General features: G+C 73.1%; 19 protein-coding genes. 7 read left to right on the top strand and 12 right to left on the bottom strand.

The window, feature by feature from the left end; translation table 11 throughout:
• The 4 genes from ACFWU6_RS00005 to ACFWU6_RS00020 form a co-directional block, all read right to left on the bottom strand.
• Positions 1–626: DEAD/DEAH box helicase (locus tag ACFWU6_RS00005; RefSeq protein WP_383976879.1), on the bottom strand; the 626-nt coding region annotated here is incomplete at its 3' end.
• A gap of 355 nt (positions 627–981) precedes the next feature.
• On the bottom strand, positions 982–1,185 hold the full coding sequence (locus ACFWU6_RS00010) for a cold-shock protein (RefSeq protein WP_014047008.1): 204 nt from the start codon (positions 1,183–1,185) through the stop codon (positions 982–984).
• A 353-nt stretch (positions 1,186–1,538) separates the two neighbouring features.
• Positions 1,539–1,814 carry a hypothetical protein gene (locus tag ACFWU6_RS00015; RefSeq protein WP_383804071.1) on the bottom strand — a complete coding sequence of 92 codons (276 nt, stop codon included), beginning with the start codon at positions 1,812–1,814 and terminating at the stop codon, positions 1,539–1,541.
• A gap of 118 nt (positions 1,815–1,932) precedes the next feature.
• On the bottom strand, positions 1,933–3,273 hold the full coding sequence (locus ACFWU6_RS00020) for a phytase (protein WP_383976882.1): 1,341 nt from the start codon (positions 3,271–3,273) through the stop codon (positions 1,933–1,935).
• Between the two features lie 276 nt (positions 3,274–3,549).
• Between ACFWU6_RS00020 and ACFWU6_RS00025 the strand changes: the two genes are divergently transcribed.
• The 3 genes from ACFWU6_RS00025 (at position 3,550) to ACFWU6_RS00035 (ending at position 6,727) form a co-directional block, all read left to right on the top strand.
• The gene (locus ACFWU6_RS00025) at positions 3,550–4,050 is read left to right on the top strand and encodes a hypothetical protein (RefSeq protein ID WP_383976885.1); all 501 of its coding nucleotides are present in this window, start codon (positions 3,550–3,552) and stop codon (positions 4,048–4,050) included.
• A gap of 183 nt (positions 4,051–4,233) precedes the next feature.
• Positions 4,234–4,683: a hypothetical protein gene (locus tag ACFWU6_RS00030; protein ID WP_383804076.1), complete on the top strand. Its 450-nt coding sequence runs from the start codon at positions 4,234–4,236 to the stop codon at positions 4,681–4,683.
• Between the two features lie 160 nt (positions 4,684–4,843).
• Positions 4,844–6,727: a glycoside hydrolase family 15 protein gene (locus tag ACFWU6_RS00035; RefSeq protein ID WP_383977236.1), complete on the top strand. Its 1,884-nt coding sequence runs from the start codon at positions 4,844–4,846 to the stop codon at positions 6,725–6,727.
• 28 nt (positions 6,728–6,755) lie between these two features.
• Here the strand turns inward: ACFWU6_RS00035 and ACFWU6_RS00040 are convergent, their stop codons facing one another.
• The 6 genes from ACFWU6_RS00040 to ACFWU6_RS00065 form a co-directional block, all read right to left on the bottom strand.
• Positions 6,756–7,802, bottom strand: a complete 1,047-nt coding sequence (locus ACFWU6_RS00040; protein ID WP_383976888.1) for an AI-2E family transporter — start codon at positions 7,800–7,802, stop codon at positions 6,756–6,758.
• 120 nt (positions 7,803–7,922) lie between these two features.
• Positions 7,923–8,780: a carbohydrate-binding protein gene (locus ACFWU6_RS00045; protein ID WP_383977245.1), complete on the bottom strand. Its 858-nt coding sequence runs from the start codon at positions 8,778–8,780 to the stop codon at positions 7,923–7,925.
• Positions 8,781–8,945: 165 nt separating this feature from the next.
• The gene (locus tag ACFWU6_RS00050) at positions 8,946–9,890 is read right to left on the bottom strand and encodes an AraC family transcriptional regulator (protein WP_383976891.1); all 945 of its coding nucleotides are present in this window, start codon (positions 9,888–9,890) and stop codon (positions 8,946–8,948) included.
• 152 nt (positions 9,891–10,042) lie between these two features.
• Positions 10,043–11,617, bottom strand: coding sequence for a glycosyltransferase family 2 protein (locus tag ACFWU6_RS00055; RefSeq protein ID WP_383804082.1), 1,575 nt, complete (start codon positions 11,615–11,617; stop codon positions 10,043–10,045).
• 171 nt (positions 11,618–11,788) lie between these two features.
• Positions 11,789–13,138: an NADP-specific glutamate dehydrogenase gene (gdhA, locus tag ACFWU6_RS00060; protein ID WP_383804083.1), complete on the bottom strand. Its 1,350-nt coding sequence runs from the start codon at positions 13,136–13,138 to the stop codon at positions 11,789–11,791.
• Between the two features lie 418 nt (positions 13,139–13,556).
• Positions 13,557–14,009 carry a hypothetical protein gene (locus tag ACFWU6_RS00065; protein WP_383804085.1) on the bottom strand — a complete coding sequence of 151 codons (453 nt, stop codon included), beginning with the start codon at positions 14,007–14,009 and terminating at the stop codon, positions 13,557–13,559.
• 245 nt (positions 14,010–14,254) lie between these two features.
• Between ACFWU6_RS00065 and ACFWU6_RS00070 the strand changes: the two genes are divergently transcribed.
• From ACFWU6_RS00070 to ACFWU6_RS00080, 3 genes are all read left to right on the top strand, one after another.
• A complete protein-coding gene (locus ACFWU6_RS00070) occupies positions 14,255–14,674 on the top strand; it encodes an STAS domain-containing protein (protein ID WP_383804087.1) in 420 nt (139 codons plus the stop codon).
• A gap of 107 nt (positions 14,675–14,781) precedes the next feature.
• On the top strand, positions 14,782–16,920 hold the full coding sequence (locus ACFWU6_RS00075) for a SpoIIE family protein phosphatase (RefSeq protein ID WP_383976894.1): 2,139 nt from the start codon (positions 14,782–14,784) through the stop codon (positions 16,918–16,920).
• 195 nt (positions 16,921–17,115) lie between these two features.
• Positions 17,116–17,682, top strand: a complete 567-nt coding sequence (locus ACFWU6_RS00080) for a DJ-1/PfpI family protein (RefSeq protein WP_383976897.1) — start codon at positions 17,116–17,118, stop codon at positions 17,680–17,682.
• A 137-nt stretch (positions 17,683–17,819) separates the two neighbouring features.
• Here ACFWU6_RS00080 and ACFWU6_RS00085 read toward each other — a convergent pair whose 3' ends face one another.
• Positions 17,820–18,962, bottom strand: coding sequence for a hypothetical protein (locus ACFWU6_RS00085; RefSeq protein WP_383976900.1), 1,143 nt, complete (start codon positions 18,960–18,962; stop codon positions 17,820–17,822).
• 157 nt (positions 18,963–19,119) lie between these two features.
• Here ACFWU6_RS00085 and ACFWU6_RS00090 point away from each other — a divergent pair, with 157 nt between their 5' ends.
• On the top strand, positions 19,120–19,281 hold the full coding sequence (locus tag ACFWU6_RS00090) for a hypothetical protein (protein WP_031140725.1): 162 nt from the start codon (positions 19,120–19,122) through the stop codon (positions 19,279–19,281).
• A 681-nt stretch (positions 19,282–19,962) separates the two neighbouring features.
• On the opposite strand, the gene ACFWU6_RS00095 is transcribed toward ACFWU6_RS00090, so the two are convergent.
• Positions 19,963–20,604 carry a hypothetical protein gene (locus tag ACFWU6_RS00095; protein WP_383976903.1) on the bottom strand — a complete coding sequence of 214 codons (642 nt, stop codon included), beginning with the start codon at positions 20,602–20,604 and terminating at the stop codon, positions 19,963–19,965.
• Between the last annotated feature and the right edge of the window lie 106 nt (positions 20,605–20,710).

Genomic DNA, 20,710 nt, shown 5'->3' on the forward strand with positions numbered 1-20,710 from the left:
GTCGCGACCTGGTCGAGACGGCAGTCACCCCGGTCGATGAGGTCCTTCAGCCGGCCCGGGGTCGCCACGACGACCTCGGCGCCGCCGCGCAGCGCACTGGCCTGGCGGCCGATGGGCATGCCGCCCACGACGGTGGCCAGACGCAGCCTCACGGCGCGGGCATAAGGGGTCAGCGCATCGGTGACCTGCTGCGCCAGCTCCCGGGTGGGCACCAGGATCAAAGCCAGCGGCTGGCGGGCCTCGGCGCGCTGTCCCGCGGTGCGGGCCAGCAGCGCCAGGCCGAAGGCCAGGGTCTTGCCCGAACCGGTACGGCCACGGCCCAGCACGTCACGACCGGCCAGGGAGTTCGGCAGGGTCGCGCCCTGGATCGGGAACGGCACCGACATCCCCAGCGCGGTCAGCGCGGCGAGCAGCTCGGCGGGCATGTCCAGATCGGCGAACGCCTCCACCGCGGGCAGCGCGGGAGTGATCGTCTTCGGCAGAGCGAACTCACCCTGCACCGCGGCGGGCCGACGGCCATAACCACCCGAACGACTCGGGGCGGCGGACCGGCCGGCGCTGCGGGCGGAGCCCGGGCTGCTGGTGCGGGTACGGGAGAAGCGGTCGTTCGTGCGTGTCCGGTTCATAACGGGACCTTCCTCGATGCGGCACGTATCAAGGAATTTTCCGTACGGAATACAACGGTACGAAGAATCGCAAGAATGAGCCGAATGAAAACGAAAGCGAAACCGCCCGGCGGGAATACCCACAGGAACGGACGCTGATGTCAGCGGCGCGCTTCGGACGAGAATCCGGGGCGTCGGCTGAGGAGAAGCTCTGACGGATGGGAACATCCGGAGCCTGGGGTGGGCGCCTGCGGCACACGGCGGGGCCGCGGGCCCCTGGAAGCCGGGCCGGCACAGGACGGGCTGCGCCCGGAAATGCGACGAGCTGGGGCCCGCACCCCAAGGTGCGGGCCCCAGCTCGTACTACGCGTCAGCGTCAGGCGGGAACGATGTTCTCGGCCGTCGGGCCCTTCTGGCCCTGCGCGATGTCGAAGTTCACCTTCTGGCCTTCCTGAAGCTCACGGAAGCCCTGGGCGGCGATGTTCGAGTAGTGGGCGAAGACGTCAGCGCCGCCGCCGTCCTGCTCGATGAAACCGAAACCCTTTTCGGCGTTGAACCACTTCACGGTGCCAGATGCCATGTCAATTCTCCTTTGGGGCAGTACACCGGAGCCCGCACCGTGCGGTCTCCGTGTCGCCGCGATGATTGCCCCGCCCGGAAAATGACCCGGAAATACAGAAGTGCTCCCGCCGGAAAGATCCGACGAGGGCACTTGAAGTTTTGGGAACCACAACTGCAACTGAGATCGACAGTAGCACGGCAGGATGGTCCGTGCACGGTGAAACATTCCGGTCGACTTGTTGCCGTAGAAATCCTGTTGGCGCGTCCCGCCGATATCTCATGCCACGGCGACAGATATTGATTCACTCGGAGTGCAGCGTTTTTGCACGGGCCGGTGCGCGTCGGGCGGCGCCCACCCGCCGGTCCGCCGGCTCAGGCCCGCTGCGGCATGGCCTCCTCCCGGCCGTCGACCTCCAGGGTGCAGCGGGGGGTACCGGCCGTGTGGGGCAGGTGGACGCGGACGCGCAGGGGCGTCGGCGGGTCGGTGGCCAGTTCGCCGTCCAGGATCCAACTGCCCGTGCGGGCGGCGCGGCGGCCGAGCTCCTTGCCGTCGACGAGCAGCTCGATCAGGTGGGGGTGCGCCCCGTGGACGGTCACCGTGACCGAATGGCCGGCCCGATCGGCGCTGAATTCGTGGTGCCTGGCCATCGTCGTCTCCCGTCGCCCGCGTCCCGCCCCCTCCCCTCCCAGTCTCCTTCCCCGCGGACGCCCGCGCCGGACGGCGGACGCCCGGTCGCCGGTCGCCCGGCCGTGCGGCCCGTACGGATCAGAGACGGACGGCCCGCCGGAGCGCTCCCAGGTCGACGAACTTGAAGTCGGTGTCGGTCCGGTCCTCCCCGTCGGAGCCGGGGGTCGCCGGCGTGTTGTGCCCGTCCTGGACGACGAGCAGGCCGCGCGGGAACCGCTTGCCCAGGGGTTCACCCGTCACGGCCGCGCCGTCGCTCTCCTGTGCGCCGTCGACCGCGCCGGGCCCGGTACCCGCGGCGATGCGGAAGCCCCGGACGAAGGCGTTGCCGCGGTCGCGGTCGAAGGCGGCGAAGGTGTCGTCGCCCTGGCTCGACGCGAGGAGGTAGCCGCCGCGCGCGGGGTGGCGCGGGTCGCGCCAGATGGTCAGGCCCTCCACGTCGGCGCTGATGTGCCGGCCGCCGAAGCCGCGGTCGGCGCCTGCCGTGCACTCCTCGGTCTGCGGGTCCCAGGTGCCCGGCACCCCGAAGGAGCGGACCTTCTCGATCAGGCGGGCCGGTGAGCGCAGATCGGCGTCGAGCTTCCAGATGCCGACGTCCTCCTGGCCGGCGTAGAGGTCGCCGGTGTCGGGATCCACGACCATGCCCTCCACCTGGGGCAGCTCGCCCGGTTCGCCGCACGGCGACCACCGCGTGCCGTCGGGCAGGGTGAAGGCGGAGGGCAGTACGGCCGTGCGGACCGTCCGGTAGCCGACCTTGCCCTGGGCGGTCGACGTGAGTTCCGCCAGTGCGAGCGCGGTGGTGTTGCGGCGGCTGGCGACCGCGAAGGCCCGGCCGCTGCGCGGGTCCGTGTAGGCCGCCAGGCCGTAGGCGGTCCGCTGTTCGTTGACCTCGTCCTGCCCGGTGGAGAACACCAGGGGTGCGGCGGCCTCGTCCGTGACGTCGACCAGGGGCGCTCCGCTCCGCCCGGGGTCGATCCGGTAGATCCGCAACCGGTCGCTGCCCCGGTCGGAGACGACGGCCACGTCGTGGCGCCCGCCGGGGAAGCGGAGGCCGGCGATCAGGTCGACGTTGTTGAAGCGTCCCGGCTTGTCGCCCTCCCTCGGCGGCGGAGGGGCCGGCAGGGACTGGACCTGGCGGCCGTCCAGGTCGTACACGCGCAGGCCGCCCTCCTTGGCGGTGGCGATCACCAGGCTGCGGTCGGGGTCCTGGGTGTTGCGCCAGATAGCGGGGTCGTCCGCGTTCGCGTTCCCGCCCGCCTCGTCGTCGAAGAGGGAGGGCGTCTCCACGGAGGCCGAGACCTGGGGCAGGGGCGGTGCGGCGCCGCGGTCCTCTCCGGCCTGCGCCGGCCCGGTCATCACACCGAGGACCACGATCGCCGCCGCGGCGATGACCGGCGTCCTCTTGCCCGGGATCACGCTCATGCTGTCTCCTGCTGGTCGGTGGGGGTTCGGCGCCGCCCACGCCGGTCGGAACCGGGAACGGGCCGTTCCGTGACGGACGCAGCCATCCTGGGCCACGCCCGGGGTGGCCACCGCGAAGCGGGCATGACGCGAGCATGACCACGGAATGAACCCCCGCGGCGGTTCGGGCCCGCACTCCGTCACCCGGATGCCTTGCCGGGTGATACCCGCATCCGCGCGGTCAGAGCCTTGACTGGACGCACTGTACGGAACGGTTCGAGGAGTCTGGGAGGCCTGATGGCGATCGTGTGGACGCGCGCCCTGACCGGTGCGGTCGCGGTGGTGCTGGCGTTCGGCGCGGCGGGATGCTCGGGGGACGGGGATCCGGGCAGTGCGGCCTCGAAGGCGGCTTCGGCCGTGGAGTCGGCCGGGGCCGCGGTCTCCTCCGCGGCGTCCGGGGCGGCGGACGCCGCCGCGTCCGCCGCCGCCGTGGCGAAGGACAGGCTCGGCGAGGTCAAGAACGGGGTGGACGCCAAGGCCGAGGTGACGCTCGGGGCAGTCGCCGCCGACGGGGAGGGGTACGCGACGGTGCCGGTCTCCGTGCGGAACACGGATGCGGCGACGAAGTCGTTCGCGGTGCAGGTGAACCTGAAGGACGAGGGCGGGAACCTGCTCGACACGGTCGTCGTGACGGTCTCGGACGTGCCCGGCAACGGCACGGGGCAGGCCACCGCGCGCAGTACGCACAAGCTGTCCGGCACGGTGGTGGCCGAGACCGGTACGGTCCTGCGCTACTGAGCCGCGCGGTCCGGCGGGACGGGCGCGGCGGCGTCCGCGCTGCCGTCCGCAAGGCCGTTCGCAAAGCCGCGAATCCGGGGAATTCACCCGAACGGCCGCGCTTCGGTGTCCCTCCCCCGACCCGTCCCCAAGGCTGGGAAGGCGCCTGAACCGGCGTTCCCCCCCCCAGCCAAGGAGGCCCCCGTGGCCCAGCAGACGACACCCCAGCCCTCCCGCCCCGGCGCCGACCGGGCGTACAACGGCGAGAGCGCCTGGGCGGCAGGCGGAACGATGTTCGCCGCCGTCCTGCTCCTCGTCGACGGCGTTCTCAGTGTGATCAAGGGCATCGCCGGGATCGCCAAGGACGACGTGTACACGCGACTGGGCGACTACACGTTCAAGTTCGACGTGACGGGGTGGGGCTGGATCCACCTCATCCTCGGCATCGTCCTGATCATCGTCGGGGCCGGGCTCTTCAAGGGAGCCCTGTGGGCCCGCACGATGGGCGTGGTACTGGCCGGCATCAGCGTGATCCTCAACTTCATGTGGCTGCCCTACACCCCGCTCTGGGCCATCATCTCGATCGCCATCGGCCTGTTCGTCATCTGGGCCCTGTGCACCGACGGCAGTCGTACGGCTTCCCGCCACGCCTGACCTCGACCGCCGGGCGCGAACACGACCACGCCGTCCGCATCCCCGCGGACGGACCCCCCGAGAGGACGGCGGCCCGGCCCGCGCGCGGACACCGGCCGCCGTCCCGGCCCGGCCTCCGTCCGGCCCGGCCGCCCGTGCGCGCCCTGGAGGGCCGATGCCGATGCGCCGCTACCCGCCCATAGCCGAGCACGGCCTGATAGGAGACCTCCAGACCTGCGCGCTCGTCTCCTCCGACGGCGTGCTCGACTGGTTCTGCACACCGCGCTTCGACGCGCCCAGTGTCTTCGCGGGCCTGCTCGACCACGACCGCGGCGGATACTTCGCCATCACCGCGGCGCCGCCCGGCCCGGTCGGCGAAGGGCCCCTCCCCGCGGCCCCGCCCCCCGTCACCGCCCGCCAGCTCTACCTGGCCGACACCGCCGTCCTCGTCACCCGCTTCCACACCCCCGACGGGGTCGGGGAGGTCGTGGACTTCATGCCGGTGCACGACCCGCACACCGCCACCGACCGCCACCGGATCGTGCGGTTCATGCGGGTGGTGCGCGGGACGGTCACCTTCGCGCTGGAGTGCCGCCCCCGCTTCGACTACGGCCGGTGCGAGCACTCCCTCGCGCTGGACGGCGACGGGGACACCGCGGGCTTCGACGCGGTGGACGCCGCCGCGTACCTCCAGTGCATCGGCCCCGTACGACTGGAGGCCGACGGCCGGGACGTGCGCGCCGACGTCACCCTCGCGGCCGGGGAGCACGCGGCCGTGGTCCTCACGGTCTGCGCCGCCGCAGGCGCGCCCCCGCCGCCGGCGGACCTGGCCGGCCTGGTGGAGGAGTTCACCGCCGTGCGGCGGTTCTGGCACGGCTGGATCGCGCGCTGCACCTACCGGGGCCGCTGGCAGCAGATGGTCAACCGCTCCGCCATCACCCTCAAGCTCCTGACGTACGCCCCCACCGGCGCGCCGGTCGCCGCCTCGACCATGGGACTGCCCGAGCAGGAGGGCGGGGAGCGGAACTGGGACTACCGCTACACCTGGGTCCGCGACGCCTCCCTCTCGGTCCGCGCCATGCGCGACCTCGGCTTCACCGAGGAGGCGAACGCCTTCCGCGACTGGCTCGGCCTGCGGCTCCAGGAGGGCCGCGCGCCCAACGGCGAGCCCCTGCAGATCATGTACCGCGTCGACGGCGACCCGTACCTGCGCGAGGAGGTCCTGGACCATCTCGAAGGGTGGCGGGCCTCCGCTCCGGTGCGCGCCGGGAACGGCGCCGCCGACCAGCTCCAGCTCGACATCTACGGTGAGGCGGTGTACGCCCTCGCGCAGTCCGGCCACGTCGCCAACGTCATCGGCTACGACGGCTGGACGCGCTGCGCGGAGCTGCTGGACTGGCTCTGCGAGAACTGGGACCGCCCCGACGAGGGCATCTGGGAGACCCGCGGCGGCCAGAAGGACTTCACCTACAGCCGCCTCATGTGCTGGGTGGCCTTCGACCGCGGCATCCGCCAGGCCACGGCCACCGCCCGCCCGGCGGACCTGACCCGGTGGACCGCCGCGCGCGACGCCGTGATGGAGCAGGTGATGACCAGGGGCTGGAGCCACGAGCGGAAGGCCTTCGTCCAGCACTACGGCTCCGACGTCCTGGACGCCTCCCTGCTGCTGATGCCGCTCGTCGACTTCATCGCGCCCCGGGATCCGCGCTGGCTCTCCACCCTCGACGCCATGGAGGGCGAGCTCGTCTCCGACAGCCTGGTCTACCGCTACGACCCGGCGGCCTCGCCCGACGGCCTGCAGGGCTCGGAGGGCACGTTCTCCCTGTGCAGCTTCCTGTACGTGTACGCCCTCGCCCGGGCGGGACGGCTCGAACAGGCCCGCTACGCCTTCGACAAGATGCTCACCTACGCCAATCACGTCGGGCTCTTCGCCGAGGAGATCGGCCCCACGGGCGAACAGCTCGGCAACTTTCCCCAGGCCTTCACCCACCTCGCCCTCGTCACGGCCGCCCTGGCGCTCGACACCGAGATCGACCTGGCGGTCAGCCGCCGGGACATCGTCTAGTGCGGTCACCGCACTAGCCGCCACGGCCTTACGCAACTGCGGGCCGGGTGTCGCGCAGCGCCGTGTACACCGACCAGGTGACCGAGACCATCGGGACGGCGACGACCGCGCCCACCACGCCGGCGGCGATGGCACCCGCGATCACCGAGATCGCCACGACCAGGGGGTGCAGCCGCACCGCCCAGCTCATCACCAGCGGATGCAGCAGGTGTCCCTCGATCTGCCCGATGACCACGATCAGCGCGACCACCACGGCGGCCGTGACGGGTCCCTTCGCGGCCAGGGCGACGACGGCGGCGACCGCCAGCGCGACCGGCGAGCCGACGAGGGGCACGAAGGCCGCGAAGAACTCCAGCAGCGCGAGCGGCACGGCCAGCGGGACTCCCAGGAAGTACAGGGCCACCCCGACCAGGACCGCGTTCGTCGCCGCGACCAGCACGATTCCGTGGGTGTAGCCGGTGAAGGTCCGCCAGGCCGCCCGCCCGGCGACCTCGACCCGCTCGCGCGCCGCGCCGGGCAACTGGGCGCAGAACCACGACCACTGGCGGTCGCCCCCGTGCAGGAAGAAGACCGAGGAGAAGACGGCGAGGGCGATGACGGTCAGGACCTCCACGAGGTGCCCGGCCCCGCTGAGCGCCGTACTGACGAGGGTGGACCGGTGGCTGGAGAGGTACTGCCCCATCCGGGACTGCACGTCCGAGAGCGCTCCGGGGGCCAGCCGGAAGGGCGGCCGCTCCAGCCACTTCTCGATGCTGTCCAGGCCGGTGCGGAACTCCCGCACGAGGGTGGTGCTCTCCCCGGCCACCGCTTCGCCCACGAGCGCCAGGCCGCCCGCCAGCACGACCGTGCTGGCGACCAGGCAGACGGCGACCGCCAACGGCCGGGGCATGACGCCTGCCAGCCGCCGGGCGGGGACGGCGAGCAGCGCGGTGATGACGAGTCCGAGGAAGAGCGCCACGGCGATCTCGTGGAACCGGCCCCGGACGGCGAAGAGCGCGTAGACGGCGGCGCCGACGACCAGCAGACGCCAGGCGTGGGCCGCGGCCGTGCGCAGGAAGGCCGACACCGGGGGCATGACCCATGGCTGCCACCGCGACGGCGTCCCGGCACGCGCCGGGCAGCGGATTCGCCCGTCCGGGGCGGGTGAACGCGTGGCCGGGGGCGGTCTCCGCGACGGACGACGGCGGCGGAGCGCTCAGCTGCGGCGCCAGAGGGCGGGGACGTTCGGGGGCTCCCAGCCGGGCGCGGCGGTGTGCGCCTGGACGCAGGTGTAGGCCGCCCCGGCGTAGGTGGCCCGGTCACCGGTCCGGTAGGAGGTTCCCGGTGCCCAGGTGCCCCCGGGCGGGGTGCTCGGTCCGGGCGGGGTCGCGGTGGGCGAGGGTGACGGTGTCTGCGGGACGTCCAGGACGAAGTCGAAGGTGCCCTCCTTCGCCGGGCCGGCCTGGCGTACGTTCATCAGCAGCCGCGCGTCGAAGATCGAGTCCGTGGCGTTGCGCGGCTCCCCCGGGAAGTACAGCTGGGTGGTCAACACCGGCCGGCCCGGGGCCTGGACCTTGACGTGGAGGTGCCGGGTGCGGCCCGGGTAGAGCCCCGGCACGATGGTGGCCAGCCGGAACGCACCCTGGGCGTCGGTGAACTGGTGGCCCCGGAAGGTGTAGCCGGTGTTGTCGTAGGCGCCGTTCACGTCGGCCTGCCAGAAGTCGAGCAGGGCGCCCTCGACCGGCAGGCAGGCCCGCCCGAAGACGTAGCCGCTGACGGTGAGCCGGGTCCCCGGGGTGGACGCGCTCACCAGGGAGGTGCGCCGTGGGGAGTTCGGCTTGAAGTAGGGGCCCTCCGTCTGGGGCACGGTGGGGTGGTCGCCGCCGTCGCAGGCCGGAGTCGGTTCGGGTGCGGCGCCGGCTCCGCGCCGGTCGCGGGCCAGGGCCGCTCCGCCGCCGATCAGCAGCGGGGTCGTGGCGGCGACGGCGGCGGCCTTGAGGAAGCTCTTGCGGCTCAGGCGGCTCGGCCGGTCGGCGGGGGTGGGGGCGGGGGTGGGGAGGTGTCCGTCCGGCAGTGCGGACCGCGACGGCTCGGTGTCCCGTTCTTCGGGGCTGGGCACGGGTCGGCTCCTTCACACTCGTGGGGCGGGGAAGGCGGGGTACGGGTCCGGGCCCCCGGGCCGCGGTGGGGCGCGGCCCGGGGCGGGGGGCGCACACCCGCTCGCCCGGACCCGTCGGCGTCAACCTACGGTTCCCGTCGCGGCGGCCGCGATGGACGGGATCCGGGGATCATGGTGAATTCCTCCGCCGTCCGGTTCGGCCCCCGCGCCGATGCCCGCCCGGTAGTCCCCGGGCGTCAGGCCGGTCTCGCGCCGGAAGAAGCGGCAGAAGTACGCCGGGTCGGCGAAGCCCGTGTCCCGTGCCACCTGGCGGATCGTGAGGTCGGTACGGGCCAGCAGCCGCTTGGCCTCCAGTGTCTGCCGGCGGCGGATCAGCCGGCCGGGCGTCTGGCCGGTGGCCTCCTTCACCAGTGCGTGCAAGTGGCCGGCGGACACTCCCAGCTCCTTCGCGCAGGAGGCCACGGAGGACTCCGTACCGCCCGGGGTGGCGATCAGGCGGGTGAAGGCGGCGGCCAGCTCGGCGGCCCGGCCGGCCGCGGCGGGCCCGCGGCCCGGGGCCGGTTCGCAGCTGCGCAGGGCCCGGACGATCAGGATGTGCAGGTAGGCGCGCAGCACCCCGGCGTACCCCTCGCGCAGGGTCCGGTACTCGTGCTCCATCTCCGCGAGCAGTTCCGCGATCCCGTCCCGGGGGTCGCGCAGGCCCAGCCAGGGCCGACCGGCCAGCAGGTCCAGCGCGGCGGCGTCGCCGGGGTGGGAGAGGAGGAAGTCCTCGTTGAAGAGCATCACCTGGCCGGTGAGCCCGTCGGCGTCCTCCCAGTGGTGGACCTGACCGGGCGTGATCACGCAGAGGTGCGGCGGGTCCAGCGTGCGGTGGGAGAGGTCGAGCACGTGCGCTCCGCGGCCGCCGGTGACGTGGACGATCTCGTAGAAGGCGTGCCGGTGGGGGAAGTTCGCGCGGGAGAGCGGCCCGATGGAGTCGAAGGACCCGATGGCGAAGGGCAGGAGGTGCGGGAGCGGGACCTCCAGCCGGTGCAGCGGCAGTCCGCCGGTCCGGGACGTGCTCACGGGGTGATCCGTAACGGGTTCATCGGGCCAGTCTGCGACCGCTCCCGCTATTGGTCCAGACCAAAGATCGGCCATCGGCCCGGGCGGGCGGCGGCCGGCCCGTTCACCCCGCGGACTACGGACGGCCGGTCGCCGGCCCCGCCCCGGGCGGGTCAGCCCGCCGCCGACGCGAAGCGGCGGACCACCTCGATGCTGAGGTTGTCGTGGACCGTGAAGAACGGGGACGCCGCCAGTTCGGTGCCGCCCGCGGCGTCCTGGGCCACGACCCGGGCCCGCCGGGCCGTCCGGTCGAGCTCCGGGGCGTGGTTGCGGCCCAGCCGCACCCGCCGGGTGACGCCGTCGGCCCGTACGTCCAGGAACGCGTCCCAGGTGCCCGGAGCGATCGGCCCGCCCGCGTCCACCACGGCCAGGTCCACCTCCACCCGGAAGCCGGCCGTGTCCAGGCCCTCGCCGAGCTCCGGGGAGGCGACCGCGACGGTCCCGGCCGTGTGCTCCCGGCCGCTGTCCCGCTCCCGCAGCACCAGCTCGCTCGCCATCCGCTCCGTGCCCAGCGACTCCACGTACACGTGGCCCGTCAGCCCGACCCGGCCGCCCTTCCAGGACATCGACGCGAGGTGGTGGCGGGCCCGGAGCTTCGCCGTGACGTCGAACAGCACGTCCGGCAGGCCCGCGGCCGGATCGCGGAACAGCGGGTAGCACCGGTATACGCGGCCGTTCTCGACCAGGTCCACCGGCGGTTCCTCCGCCGGGTCGTACTCCATCAGCCGCTCGAAGGCCCCCGGCCGGCAGCTGACGAACGCGTAGAGCCGGATCCAGTCGATCCGGGACAGCTCCTCGCCCATGTCAGGGGTCCAGTGGCGCTGGACGAGGGTCCGGCCGCGGGCGTAGACCTCGGCGGTGAACACCGGGTACGCGTGGCGGGCGGCCACTGCCGGCTGGAGCGCGGTGGCCAGCAGGCTGCGGAAGTGGCGGGCCAGCATCCGCCGACGGCCCACCGGGTCCTGCACCCGCTCGGCCACCATCGCCATGACCCGCTCGATGTGCTGCACCGTCTCGTTCGCCGACCGGCTGCGGGAGGTGATGTTCTGCCCGTCCTCCCGGCGGCGCAGGAAGTAGCAGTCGTAGTCGCCGACCACCGATATCTTGCGGGCGGCCAGGTAGACGGCGGTGACGAAGACCTGGTCCTCGCCGTACCAGAGGTCCTCGGGGTAGCGGACGGCCGCGGTGTCGAGGACCTGGCGGCGGATGAGCTTGGCACTGTGCAGCGACCGGTAGACCTCCGAGGTGTAGAGGTCGGCCTCCTGGGCGTGCCGGAAGGCCTTCTCCGACACCGTCCGGCCCAGTCCCACCTGGCGGGCGAGCACCACGTCGCTGCCCTGGGTGTCCGCCATCCGCAGCAGTCGCTCCAGGGCCTCCGGGCCCAGGTGGTCGTCCGCGTCCAGGGCGAACACGTACCGGCCCCGGGCCAGGTCGAGGGCCCTGTTGCGCGGGGCCCCCGGCCCGCCGGAGTTCGGCTGGTGCACCACCCGCACCTGCGGGTGCAGTGCGGCGAAACGCTCCAGCTCCGCGCCGCCGCCGTCCGTGGACCCGTCGTCGACCGCGATGACCTCCAGCCGGTCCATGCCCAGGCTCTGACCCGCGACCGAGTCCAGGCACTCGGTCAGGTAGGGCATCGCGTTGTAAACGGCGATGATCACGGATATGTCGGGTACACGTTCGCGGGACATGCAGGAGATTATGAACAACGCCCGCCCCGTCCGGGCCGCCGGGGGGCGCGGGGCTCCGCCCGCGCCGGCCGCCGGTCAGCGGCCCGGGCGGTGCGCGGTCGGCGGTGCGCGGTCGGCGGTGCGCGGTCGGCGGCCGCGGATCGGGGCGGGCCGGGGATGGCCGGGAGCGACCTAGATGATCCCCTGGGCGAGCATCGCGTCCGCGACCCGCTCGAAGCCGGCGATGTTGGCCCCGGTGACGTAGTCGCCGGGGCTGCCGTAGCGCTCGGCGGTCTCGTGGGCGACCGCGTGGATCGACCGCATGATGCCCGCCAGCTCCTCTTCGACCCGCTCGGCGCCCCACGCGATCCGGCCCGCGTTCTGGGCCATCTCCAGCGCGCTGACCGCCACACCGCCGGCGTTGGCGGCCTTGCCGGGGCCGAAGGCGACGCCGGCCGTCTGGAAGAGGTGCACGGCCTCGGGGGTGGTGGGCATGTTGGCGCCCTCCGAGACCGCCTTGACGCCGTTCGCGATGAGGGTGCGGGCGTCGTCGGCGCCGAGCTCGTTCTGGGTGGCCGAGGGGAAGGCCACGTCCGCCGGGACTTCCCAGACCCGCCCCCCGGGCACGAAGCGGGCGGACGAGCCGCGCCGGGCGGCGTACTCGCTGACGCGCCCGCGCTCGACCTCCTTGATCTGCCGCAGCAGTGCCAGGTCGATGCCCTTGTCGTCGACCACGTAGCCCTGGGAGTCTGAGCAGGTCAGCGGGTTGGCGCCGAGCTGCTGGAGCTTCTCGACCGTGTAGAGGGCGACGTTCCCGGAGCCGGAGACCACGGCCGTGAGGCCGTCCAGCGACTCGCCCCTGACCTTCAGCATCTCGGCGGCGAACAGCACGCTGCCGTAGCCGGTGGCCTCGGGGCGGATCGCCGATCCGCCCCAGCCGATGCCCTTGCCGGTCAGGACCCCGGCCTCCCAGCGGTTGGTGATGCGCCGGTACTGGCCGAAGAGGTAGCCGATCTCCCGGCCGCCGACACCGATGTCGCCGGCCGGCACGTCCGTGTGCTCGCCGATGTGCCGGTGGAGCTCTGTCATGAAGGCCTGGCAGAATCGCATCACCTCGGCGTCGGACCTGCCGCGCGGGTCGAAGTCGCTGCCGCCCTTTCCGCCGCCGATGCCGAGGCCCGTCAGGGCGTTCTTGAAGATCTGCTCGAAGCCGAGGAACTTCACCACGCCGATGTCGACGGAGGGGTGGAAGCGCAGGCCTCCCTTGTACGGGCCGAGCGCGCTGTTGAACTCCACCCGGTAGCCGCGGTTGACGTGGACCCGGCCCCGGTCGTCCGTCCACGAGACGCGGAAGACGATCTGGCGCTCGGGCTCCACGAGCCTTTCGAGGAGTCCCGCCCCGGCGTACTCGGGGTGTGCGGCGAACACCGGCGCCAGGGTGTCCAGCACCTCTCGTACGGCCTGGTGGAACTCGGGCTGGCCGGGATTGCGGCGCTCGATGTCGGCCCGCAGTGCGTCCAGCCTGTCCTTCGCGACGGTCACGGTGGTTCCTCTCGGATGGAGCCGGGCGGGCGTACGGGCCCGGCGGGGAGCGTAGCCTGCGTCCTGGTTCCAGGAGGGTGTTACAGCCCCGCCCCGCAGGTCCGGACAGGGTACGGGGCTCCTCCGTCGTCGCGGCGGACACGCGCGCCGGGGCGGTCCGCACCACCCTGCCGCACCGGCGCAAGACGGTCGCAAACGGCTGTCGCTCCCCCGGGGCCGGGTGGTCCTGCCAGGATGGGTCGAGCGTCGTGATGCCCCCTGCCGGAAGGCCGAGTCGACCATGCCCGAGGCCAAGGGGCCCAAGGTCCCGCCGTCTTACCCGCCGAAGACACCGCCGCCGCAGAAGAGGCCGGTGGAGCCGCCCCGGCCGAGACCGGACACCCTGCGGCGAGACCGGGCCCCCTGCGGGACGGGCGCCTCAGGACGGAATCGACAGCGACCAGCCGACGACGTCGGCGAGACGCCCTCGCCACAGCCCGTAGTGCATCGTCTGGTTCGGCGCTCCCGTCAGGAAGGTGGCGTCCCGCAGGTGGACCCACCGCGGGAGGGGGTCGGTGTCGTACTCCTCCCGCTGCTCTTCGAGGACCTGGTTGATCAGCCGGGGCAGCCGGGCGAGCGACTCCGCTCCGGCGCCGGGCAGGTCACGCAGTGAGGCTTCCCACTCCATCGCGTAGGCGCTGCGGCTGATCACCTGTCCGTAGATCACTCCGCCGGGAATGTTCAGCGACACACCGAAATGGGACCGGTTCTCCTCGTCCTTGTTCACCAGGTTGATCAGCATGCGCAGCTCGAGGTCCAGGAGCGGTTCCACCGTCTCCGGGGACCACAGCCTGCGCTCCCCGCCGGCGCTCGCTTCGGGCTCTTCGACCATCAGGCATCCTCTCGGCAGCGGCCGCCCCGCGGGGCGGCCCCCAGGACTGGAACCCGGGCTCCCCGTCCGGCTGCCCGCGCACGCACGACCCATGCCACCGGCGCCCCGTGCGGCCGAAGCGCCCGGGGGAACGCGGGCCGCGCGGCGGCGGGGGCGGCCCGTGCCGGTTCGGTGCTCGGGGCGGGCCGCCCGGGCGGTCTCTATGATCGAGCCGTACCGGTCGTGGCGAGTGGAGGAAGTTGCACGTGTTCTCGGTAGACGTCAAGCGCACCGAGCAGTCCTGTGTGTTCGCCCTGCGCGGCGAGCTGGACTTCGACAGCGCCGTTCAGCTGCAGGAGGCGGCCGACCTGGTGCTCACCGGGCCGCAGCAGCCGCGGCTGGTCGTGGTCGACTGCACCGCGCTCGCGTTCTGCGACTCCTCCGGGATCGGCGGCCTCGTCAAGATCTACCAGCGGCTGTCGGCCCACGGTGGCGCGCTGCGGATCGCGGCGGTTCCGGGCTCGGTGGCGCGGGTCCTTGCGCTGACCGGCCTGGACCGGGCGATTCCCGTGCACCCCACGGCCGAGAGCGCCCTGTCCGCCGACGGCGGCGCGCGGGGGCCCGACGGCGGCGAGGGCGCCCCGCCCGCGGCGCGGCGGGCGGGCGAGAGGTCGACAGGGCGATGAACCACTCCCATTCCCACTCCCATTCCCCGGAACGGCTCCCTGCGGCATCCGGCTCCGCACAGGCCGTCGTCGGCAAGGACAATGGGACAGACGAAGACATAGTCGCCTTGTTCGGGCAGTCCGCGGGCATCTTCGCCTCCCTGGCCGGACCGGCCCACGTGGTGGAGGACGCCAATGCGGCCTTCTTCACGGCGATCGGCGCCGAGGGCCGCGCGCGCACCGGCGTGCCGCTGGGGCAGCTCCTCCCCCGCGACGTCGGCGAACGGGGTCTCCTCTCCCTGCTGGACCGGGTCTACCGGTCCGGCGAGCCCCGTACCGGACCGGACACCCGCATGGTCCTGGGCGAGGGGGCCTCCCGCCGGGAGGCGTTCTTCGACTTCGGCTACGAGCCGAGACGGGACGCGGGCGGCAACGTCACGGGCGTGTTCGTCACCGGCGTCGAGACCACCCAGGTCAAACAGGCGCAGCGGCTGACGGCCGAACACCGGGCCCTGCTGGAGCAGATCGCCCGGCAGGCACCGCTGGACCAGGTGCTCGACGGCATGGCCCGTACCATCGAGGACCTCGCGCCCGAGGAGGTCCTCGTTTCCGTCCTCCTCGCCACTGCCGACGGCCGCCACCTGCGCCACGGCGCGGCCCCCAGCCTGCCCGACTTCTACAACCAGGCCATCGACGGCATCGCCGCGGGCGAGGGCGTCGGCTCCTGCGGCACCGCCGCGCACCGGCGGGAGCCGGTCATCGTCAGCGACATCGCCACCGATCCCTTCTGGGACGACTTCCGCGACCTGGCCGGCAAGGCGGACCTGGCGGCCTGCTGGTCCACCCCGATCCTGGCCCGGGACAGGTCGCTGCTGGGCACCTTCGCGATGTACCACCGCGCGCCCCGCGCACCGCAGGAGTCCGACCTGGCGCTGGCCCGGGTGTTCGCCGACACGGCCGCCCTCGCCATCGAGCGGCACCAGGCCGAACGGGCCCGGGCCGCCGCCGAGGCCCGCGAGGAGGCCGCGCGCCGGGACCTCGCGTTCCTGCTGGCCGCCAGTACGTCGCTCTCCGCCGACCTGGACTACAGCGAGACCCTGCGCCGCCTGGCCGCCGCCTGCGCTCCGGCGCTCGCCCCGCTGTGCACGGTCGACGTCGTCGACGCCGGCCGTGTGAAGCGGGTCGCCGCCGTCGCCCCCGACGCCCGTGAGGAACGGCTCCTCGCCTCGCACCTCCCGGTGTACGACGCAGTCGACGACGCCGTGGTCCGGGTCCTGGCGACCGGGCTGAGCGAAGTCGCCCGCCGCGCCCCCACCGGCCCGGGACCGTGGCAGGACCTGGGGGTCACCGGCTACCTGTGCGTCCCGCTGCTCGACCGCGGCGAGGCCTTCGGCGCCATGACCCTGCTGACCACCGGTGAGCACGCCGTCGACGGCCACACCGTCGCGCTGGCCGAGGAGCTCGCCCGCCGGGCCGCCTCCGCAGCCCTCAACGCCCGCCAGTACACCCAGCGCGCGGCCCTCGCCCGCGACCTCCAGTCCGGCCTGCTGCTGCCCCGGGTCCCGGCCGTTCCGGGCACCGACATCGCCGCCCACTACCACCCCGCCGGCGAAGGGCTCGACATCGGCGGCGACTTCTACGACGTGTTCCCCCTCGATGACGGCACCTGGGCGTTCATGCTCGGCGACGTCTGCGGACGCGGAGCCACCGCCGCCACGACCACCGCCCTGGTCCGCCACACCGCCCGCGCCGTCGCTCCCCTGCTCCCCGGTCCGGAAGCCGTGGTCCGCGCGGTCAACAAGGCGCTCCTGGACCGGCCCAGCAGCCACGGGACCGGCTTCGTCACCCTCGTCTACGGCCACCTCACCCCGGTGGCCGGCGGCGGCCTCGACCTCACCTTCGTCCGGGCCGGCCACACCCACCCCCTCCTCATCGGCGCCGGGCACACGCCGCGGGCCGTCGCCAGCGACGGCCTGCTCCTGGGCATCACCCGCGCCCCGGACCTCACCGCCCGCCACATCCGCCTGCAGCCCTCCGAGAGCCTGCTCCTCTACACCGACGGCATCACCGAAGCCCGCGGCGGCGACGGCGAGCAGTTCGGCGAGGAACGCCTCGCCGAAGCGCTGGCCACCACCCCCCGCCCGCACACCGCGGCGGACGTCATCACCTGCCTGACCCGCGCCGTGCGGGCCTTCACCGGCGCAGGCGGCATCGACGACGACCAGGCCGCCCTCGTCCTGACCGCGACCGCGGCGTCCGACCGCTAGTGCTGTGACCGGGGGGCGGGTCGGCCGACCGGGAGGCCTTCGGGACGGCCCGACCGGGGCGCGCGGGAGGGGCCCGCGCCCCGGTCGCGTGTCGCACGTACGGGCCCCGGGGTGTGCGGTCCGTTCGCGGCGGGCAGCGTAGCGGTGGCCCGCAGCGGGCCGAGCCGACCGTGAACCTCCCTCCTGGAGCAGCCCATGGCAGTGAAGATCCTCATCGTGACCGGTGACGCGGCCGAGTCGCTGGAGGTCCTGTACCCGTACCAGCGCCTGCGCGAGGAAGGGTACGAGGTCCACATCGCGGCCCCGTCCGTGAAGAAGCTGCGGTTCGTGGTCCACGACTTCGAGGACGGCTTCGACACCTACACCGAGAAGCCGGGCTACACCTGGCCGGCCGACCTGGCCTTCGCCGACGTGGTCACCGAGGACTACGAGGCCGTGGTCGTCCCGGGCGGCCGGGCACCGGAGTACCTGCGCAACGACCCCGAGGTGCGGCGAATCCTGGCCGCCTTCGCCGAGGCGGACAAGCCGGTCGCCCAGATCTGCCACGGCCCCCTGATCACGGCCGCGACGGGCGCCCTGTCCGGCCGCCGGGTGACCGCGTACCCGGCGCTGGAACCGGACATGAGGGCGGCCGGGGCCGCGTTCGAGGACGCCGAGACCGTGGTCGACGGCACGCTGGTCTCGGCCAGGGCCTGGCCGGACCACTCGGCCTGGATGCGGGAGTTCCTCACCGTCCTGCGCGCCAAGGCCCCCGTGGTCTGACCAGTCCGCCCGTGGCGGGACGGGACGCGGAGGACGGCGTCCCAGCGGCGGACCCGCGGCCGTGGACCCGCGGCACCGGGTCCGCGGCCGTGGAACCGGTGCCGTACGCCGTGCCGGGTCCACCCCACCGGCGGCGGTCACGGCTGGATGAGGGAGTCCTTGTAGTAGACGGACGCCGTGCGCCGGCCGCTCGTCTCGCCGGAGGCGAAGCCCATGCAGAGGCGGTACACCTCGCGGTCGCCGGCCCGTGGGATCTGGATCGCCAGGCCCTCGGGCTCGCGGAAGGGCAGGGTGTGGCCCGCCTTGGAGTGGAAGGTCGTGATGACCCGGCCGGTGTTCAGGTCCACGGACGTGAGATGGGTGTTCCCCTCGCCGGGGGGCGAGATGACGAGCTCCGGGGTCTCCTCGTCCTCGTCGTGGTCCTGCGCCGTGCCGTACGCGTTGCCGTGCAGGAGGTACAGGTGGCTCCCGGCCGCCGCGTAACCCTGGAACGAGGGGCGGCCGAACCGTGCGCGGTCGATGGAGATCGCGGGCTCGGCGATCTCGGCCAGCGGGGTGGTGAAGTCCCCGGCGCGGGCGGCGGCCAGGTCGTAGACGCGGTAGCGCATCCCGCCCAGGGAGTAGCGGACCACGAGGCGGTGGGTGACCGGGTCGACGCTCGCCGTGTTGTTCACGCTCCCCGGTACGGGGGTGAACTTCTCGAGCGAGGGACTCGTTGCGTCCAAGGGGGTGGCGGAGCCGGCGAACTTGAACCGGCAGAGCCGCATGCCGCGGCTGGTCTCGTTCGCCTCGTCCCGGACGGCGTCGACCTCGGTCCACAGGTACGTGCTGCTCCCGGAGGGCTCGACGCCGATGCTCACGCCGTGGCCGAAGCCGCGCAGGTACATGGAGCCGGTGATCCTGCCGGTGCTGCTGCCGTCCGCCGCGTCGGCTCCGAGCGTCCACTCGGTGATCGACAGATCGCCGTGGAGGTCACGGGCGCCGCCGGAGAGGGCCGCGGGCTCGCCCGCGAGCTTGCGGCCGCCCTGAATGACCTGGGCCGTGTAGAGGCGCCGGTTGACGTTGTCGAAGCCCAAGGACTGCAGGACGGTGCCCTCGTGCAGGGTTTCCTCGCGGAAGTAGGCGGGACCGGTGTTTCCCTCGACCCGGATCAGCTTCGACGCGGGCAGGCCGTCGGCCGCGCGCGCCGTCCCGGCCGCGGGGCCGAGGCCGACGGCGGCCAGGGCGGCCGCGCCCGTCAGGGAGAGCAGGTCGCGCCGACTGATCTGATGTTCGTTCATGCGGTGGCCGGTTCCTCGTGGTTGACGGAAACGACGTCATCATTCCAGGGGAAGGGGCGACGGCATCTACTGCCCGCCAGGAGGGATAAAAAACAAATAAGATCGAATGCATGGGCGGGGTCCGGCCGGGCACACGATGCCTCGGAGGTTGATAACTATGGTTCCCCTGCTTCTCGTTCTGCTCCTGGCCCTGATCCTCTTCGGCGCGGGTTTCGCGGTGAAGATTCTCTGGTGGGTCGCCATCGCGGTCCTGATCCTGTGGTTGATCGGCTTCGTCGCACGCCCGAAGGGCGGCAGCGGTCGTTGGTACCGCTGGTAGCAGGACCGCGACAGCGCGGTCCGCGCTGCGCACAGGTGGCCTGCCCCCGTCCGGGGGGCAGGCCACCGGCATGCTCGGCTCAGATTTCCCGCTCGTCGCGGGTCAAGGAGATCCTCTTCCCGCCCGGGCTCGACGACCGCGACCGTGCCACGCCGGTCGGACGCTTAACCGGCGAGGCCCGCGCGGCGGTCACTCTCAGCCGTCCCGGGATCGTCACCATCCACGACGTCGTGGAGCACAACGGCGCCCCCCTGATCGTCATCGAGTTCATCCGGGGCAGCCCCGCCGTTCGACGCCGAGGCACTGCACGCCCTCACCGTGGCCGTCTTCACCCGCCCCCACCGGCCGCCGGCCCACGCCGGCCCGCTGGCCCCGCTGCCCCGGGAGGCGAAGCCCTCGCCCCTGCCGACGCCGACGCCGACGCCGAGGACTCCGGGGGCGGTGAGGCCGGGACCGGTGGGGCGGCGTCCGGTGCCGCCACCGTCCGCGGTCCCGTACCGGACCGCCCCGGCCATGAGCCCACGCTCGTACGCCCCACCGAGGATCTGGTGACGCTCGACGGCGCAGAGCAGATGTCAGCGCGCCGCAGAATTCTGTCAGTGTGTCCTCGTGGTATGCGGAGCCGTAGCCGCCCCGTTCTCCTTCGGTCAGCGAGGTGATCCGAGACAGACGGCCAGCACGTCAGTACTTCGGCATGGGAGGCAGTTCGGCATGCCTGACCGTGTAGCCGCCCTGGGTCACCGGCGCGAACGCGGCGGGGGCCATACAGGTGCCGACCGGGGCCACCGCGGGAGCGGCGTCGCCGCTCGGCAGCAGGTTCACGACGCTCCACGAGAGGCCCACGCGGTCTCGGGAGCGCCCCTTGTCCTCGCCGCCGTCGTAGACGCTGAATCCGAGCCGCTTGCCGATGTCGTCCACCGGGCCGCCGTCGCTCACCTTGGTGATGACCGCCGTCAGCGTCGCGGTGCGAGGGCCGGTGACCAGGCAGTCCACGAGGCCTTCGGAGGTGTAGGTCTTGTTCCGCTCGGCGGAGTAGTGGGAGACGGTGACCGTGCCCCGGGCATCCGTCGGAAGCCCCGTGGGGATCCCGGGCAGCGGCCGACTGTACGGAGCCGCCTGCGCGTCGAAGCCGAACGAGCGGATGTCGTCGTCCGGGTAGTAGGGAAGGACGAACGCCGCGCTCCCCTTGACGCTCGCATACGCGGCCTTGTCTGCGCGCTGCTCGGCGGAGGCGACGGGGGCGGCGCTCAGGGGTAAGCCGGCGACGAGGGCGGCGAGCAGAGCCGGGACGGCCATCGTCCTGGGGCGGGGCATTGCGGTCATCGGACTCTCCGGGTGGTTGGCCGAGGCCCCGTTGAGGGGGTCGCCCCATCCTTGCCTTCGTACCCGTCCGGGCCATCCGCCCTGATCCGTAACTCCTCATGGGTTC

Origin of the sequence: Streptomyces sp. NPDC058674 (assembly GCF_042716505.1) — a bacterium.
Lineage (GTDB): Bacteria > Actinomycetota > Actinomycetes > Streptomycetales > Streptomycetaceae > Streptomyces.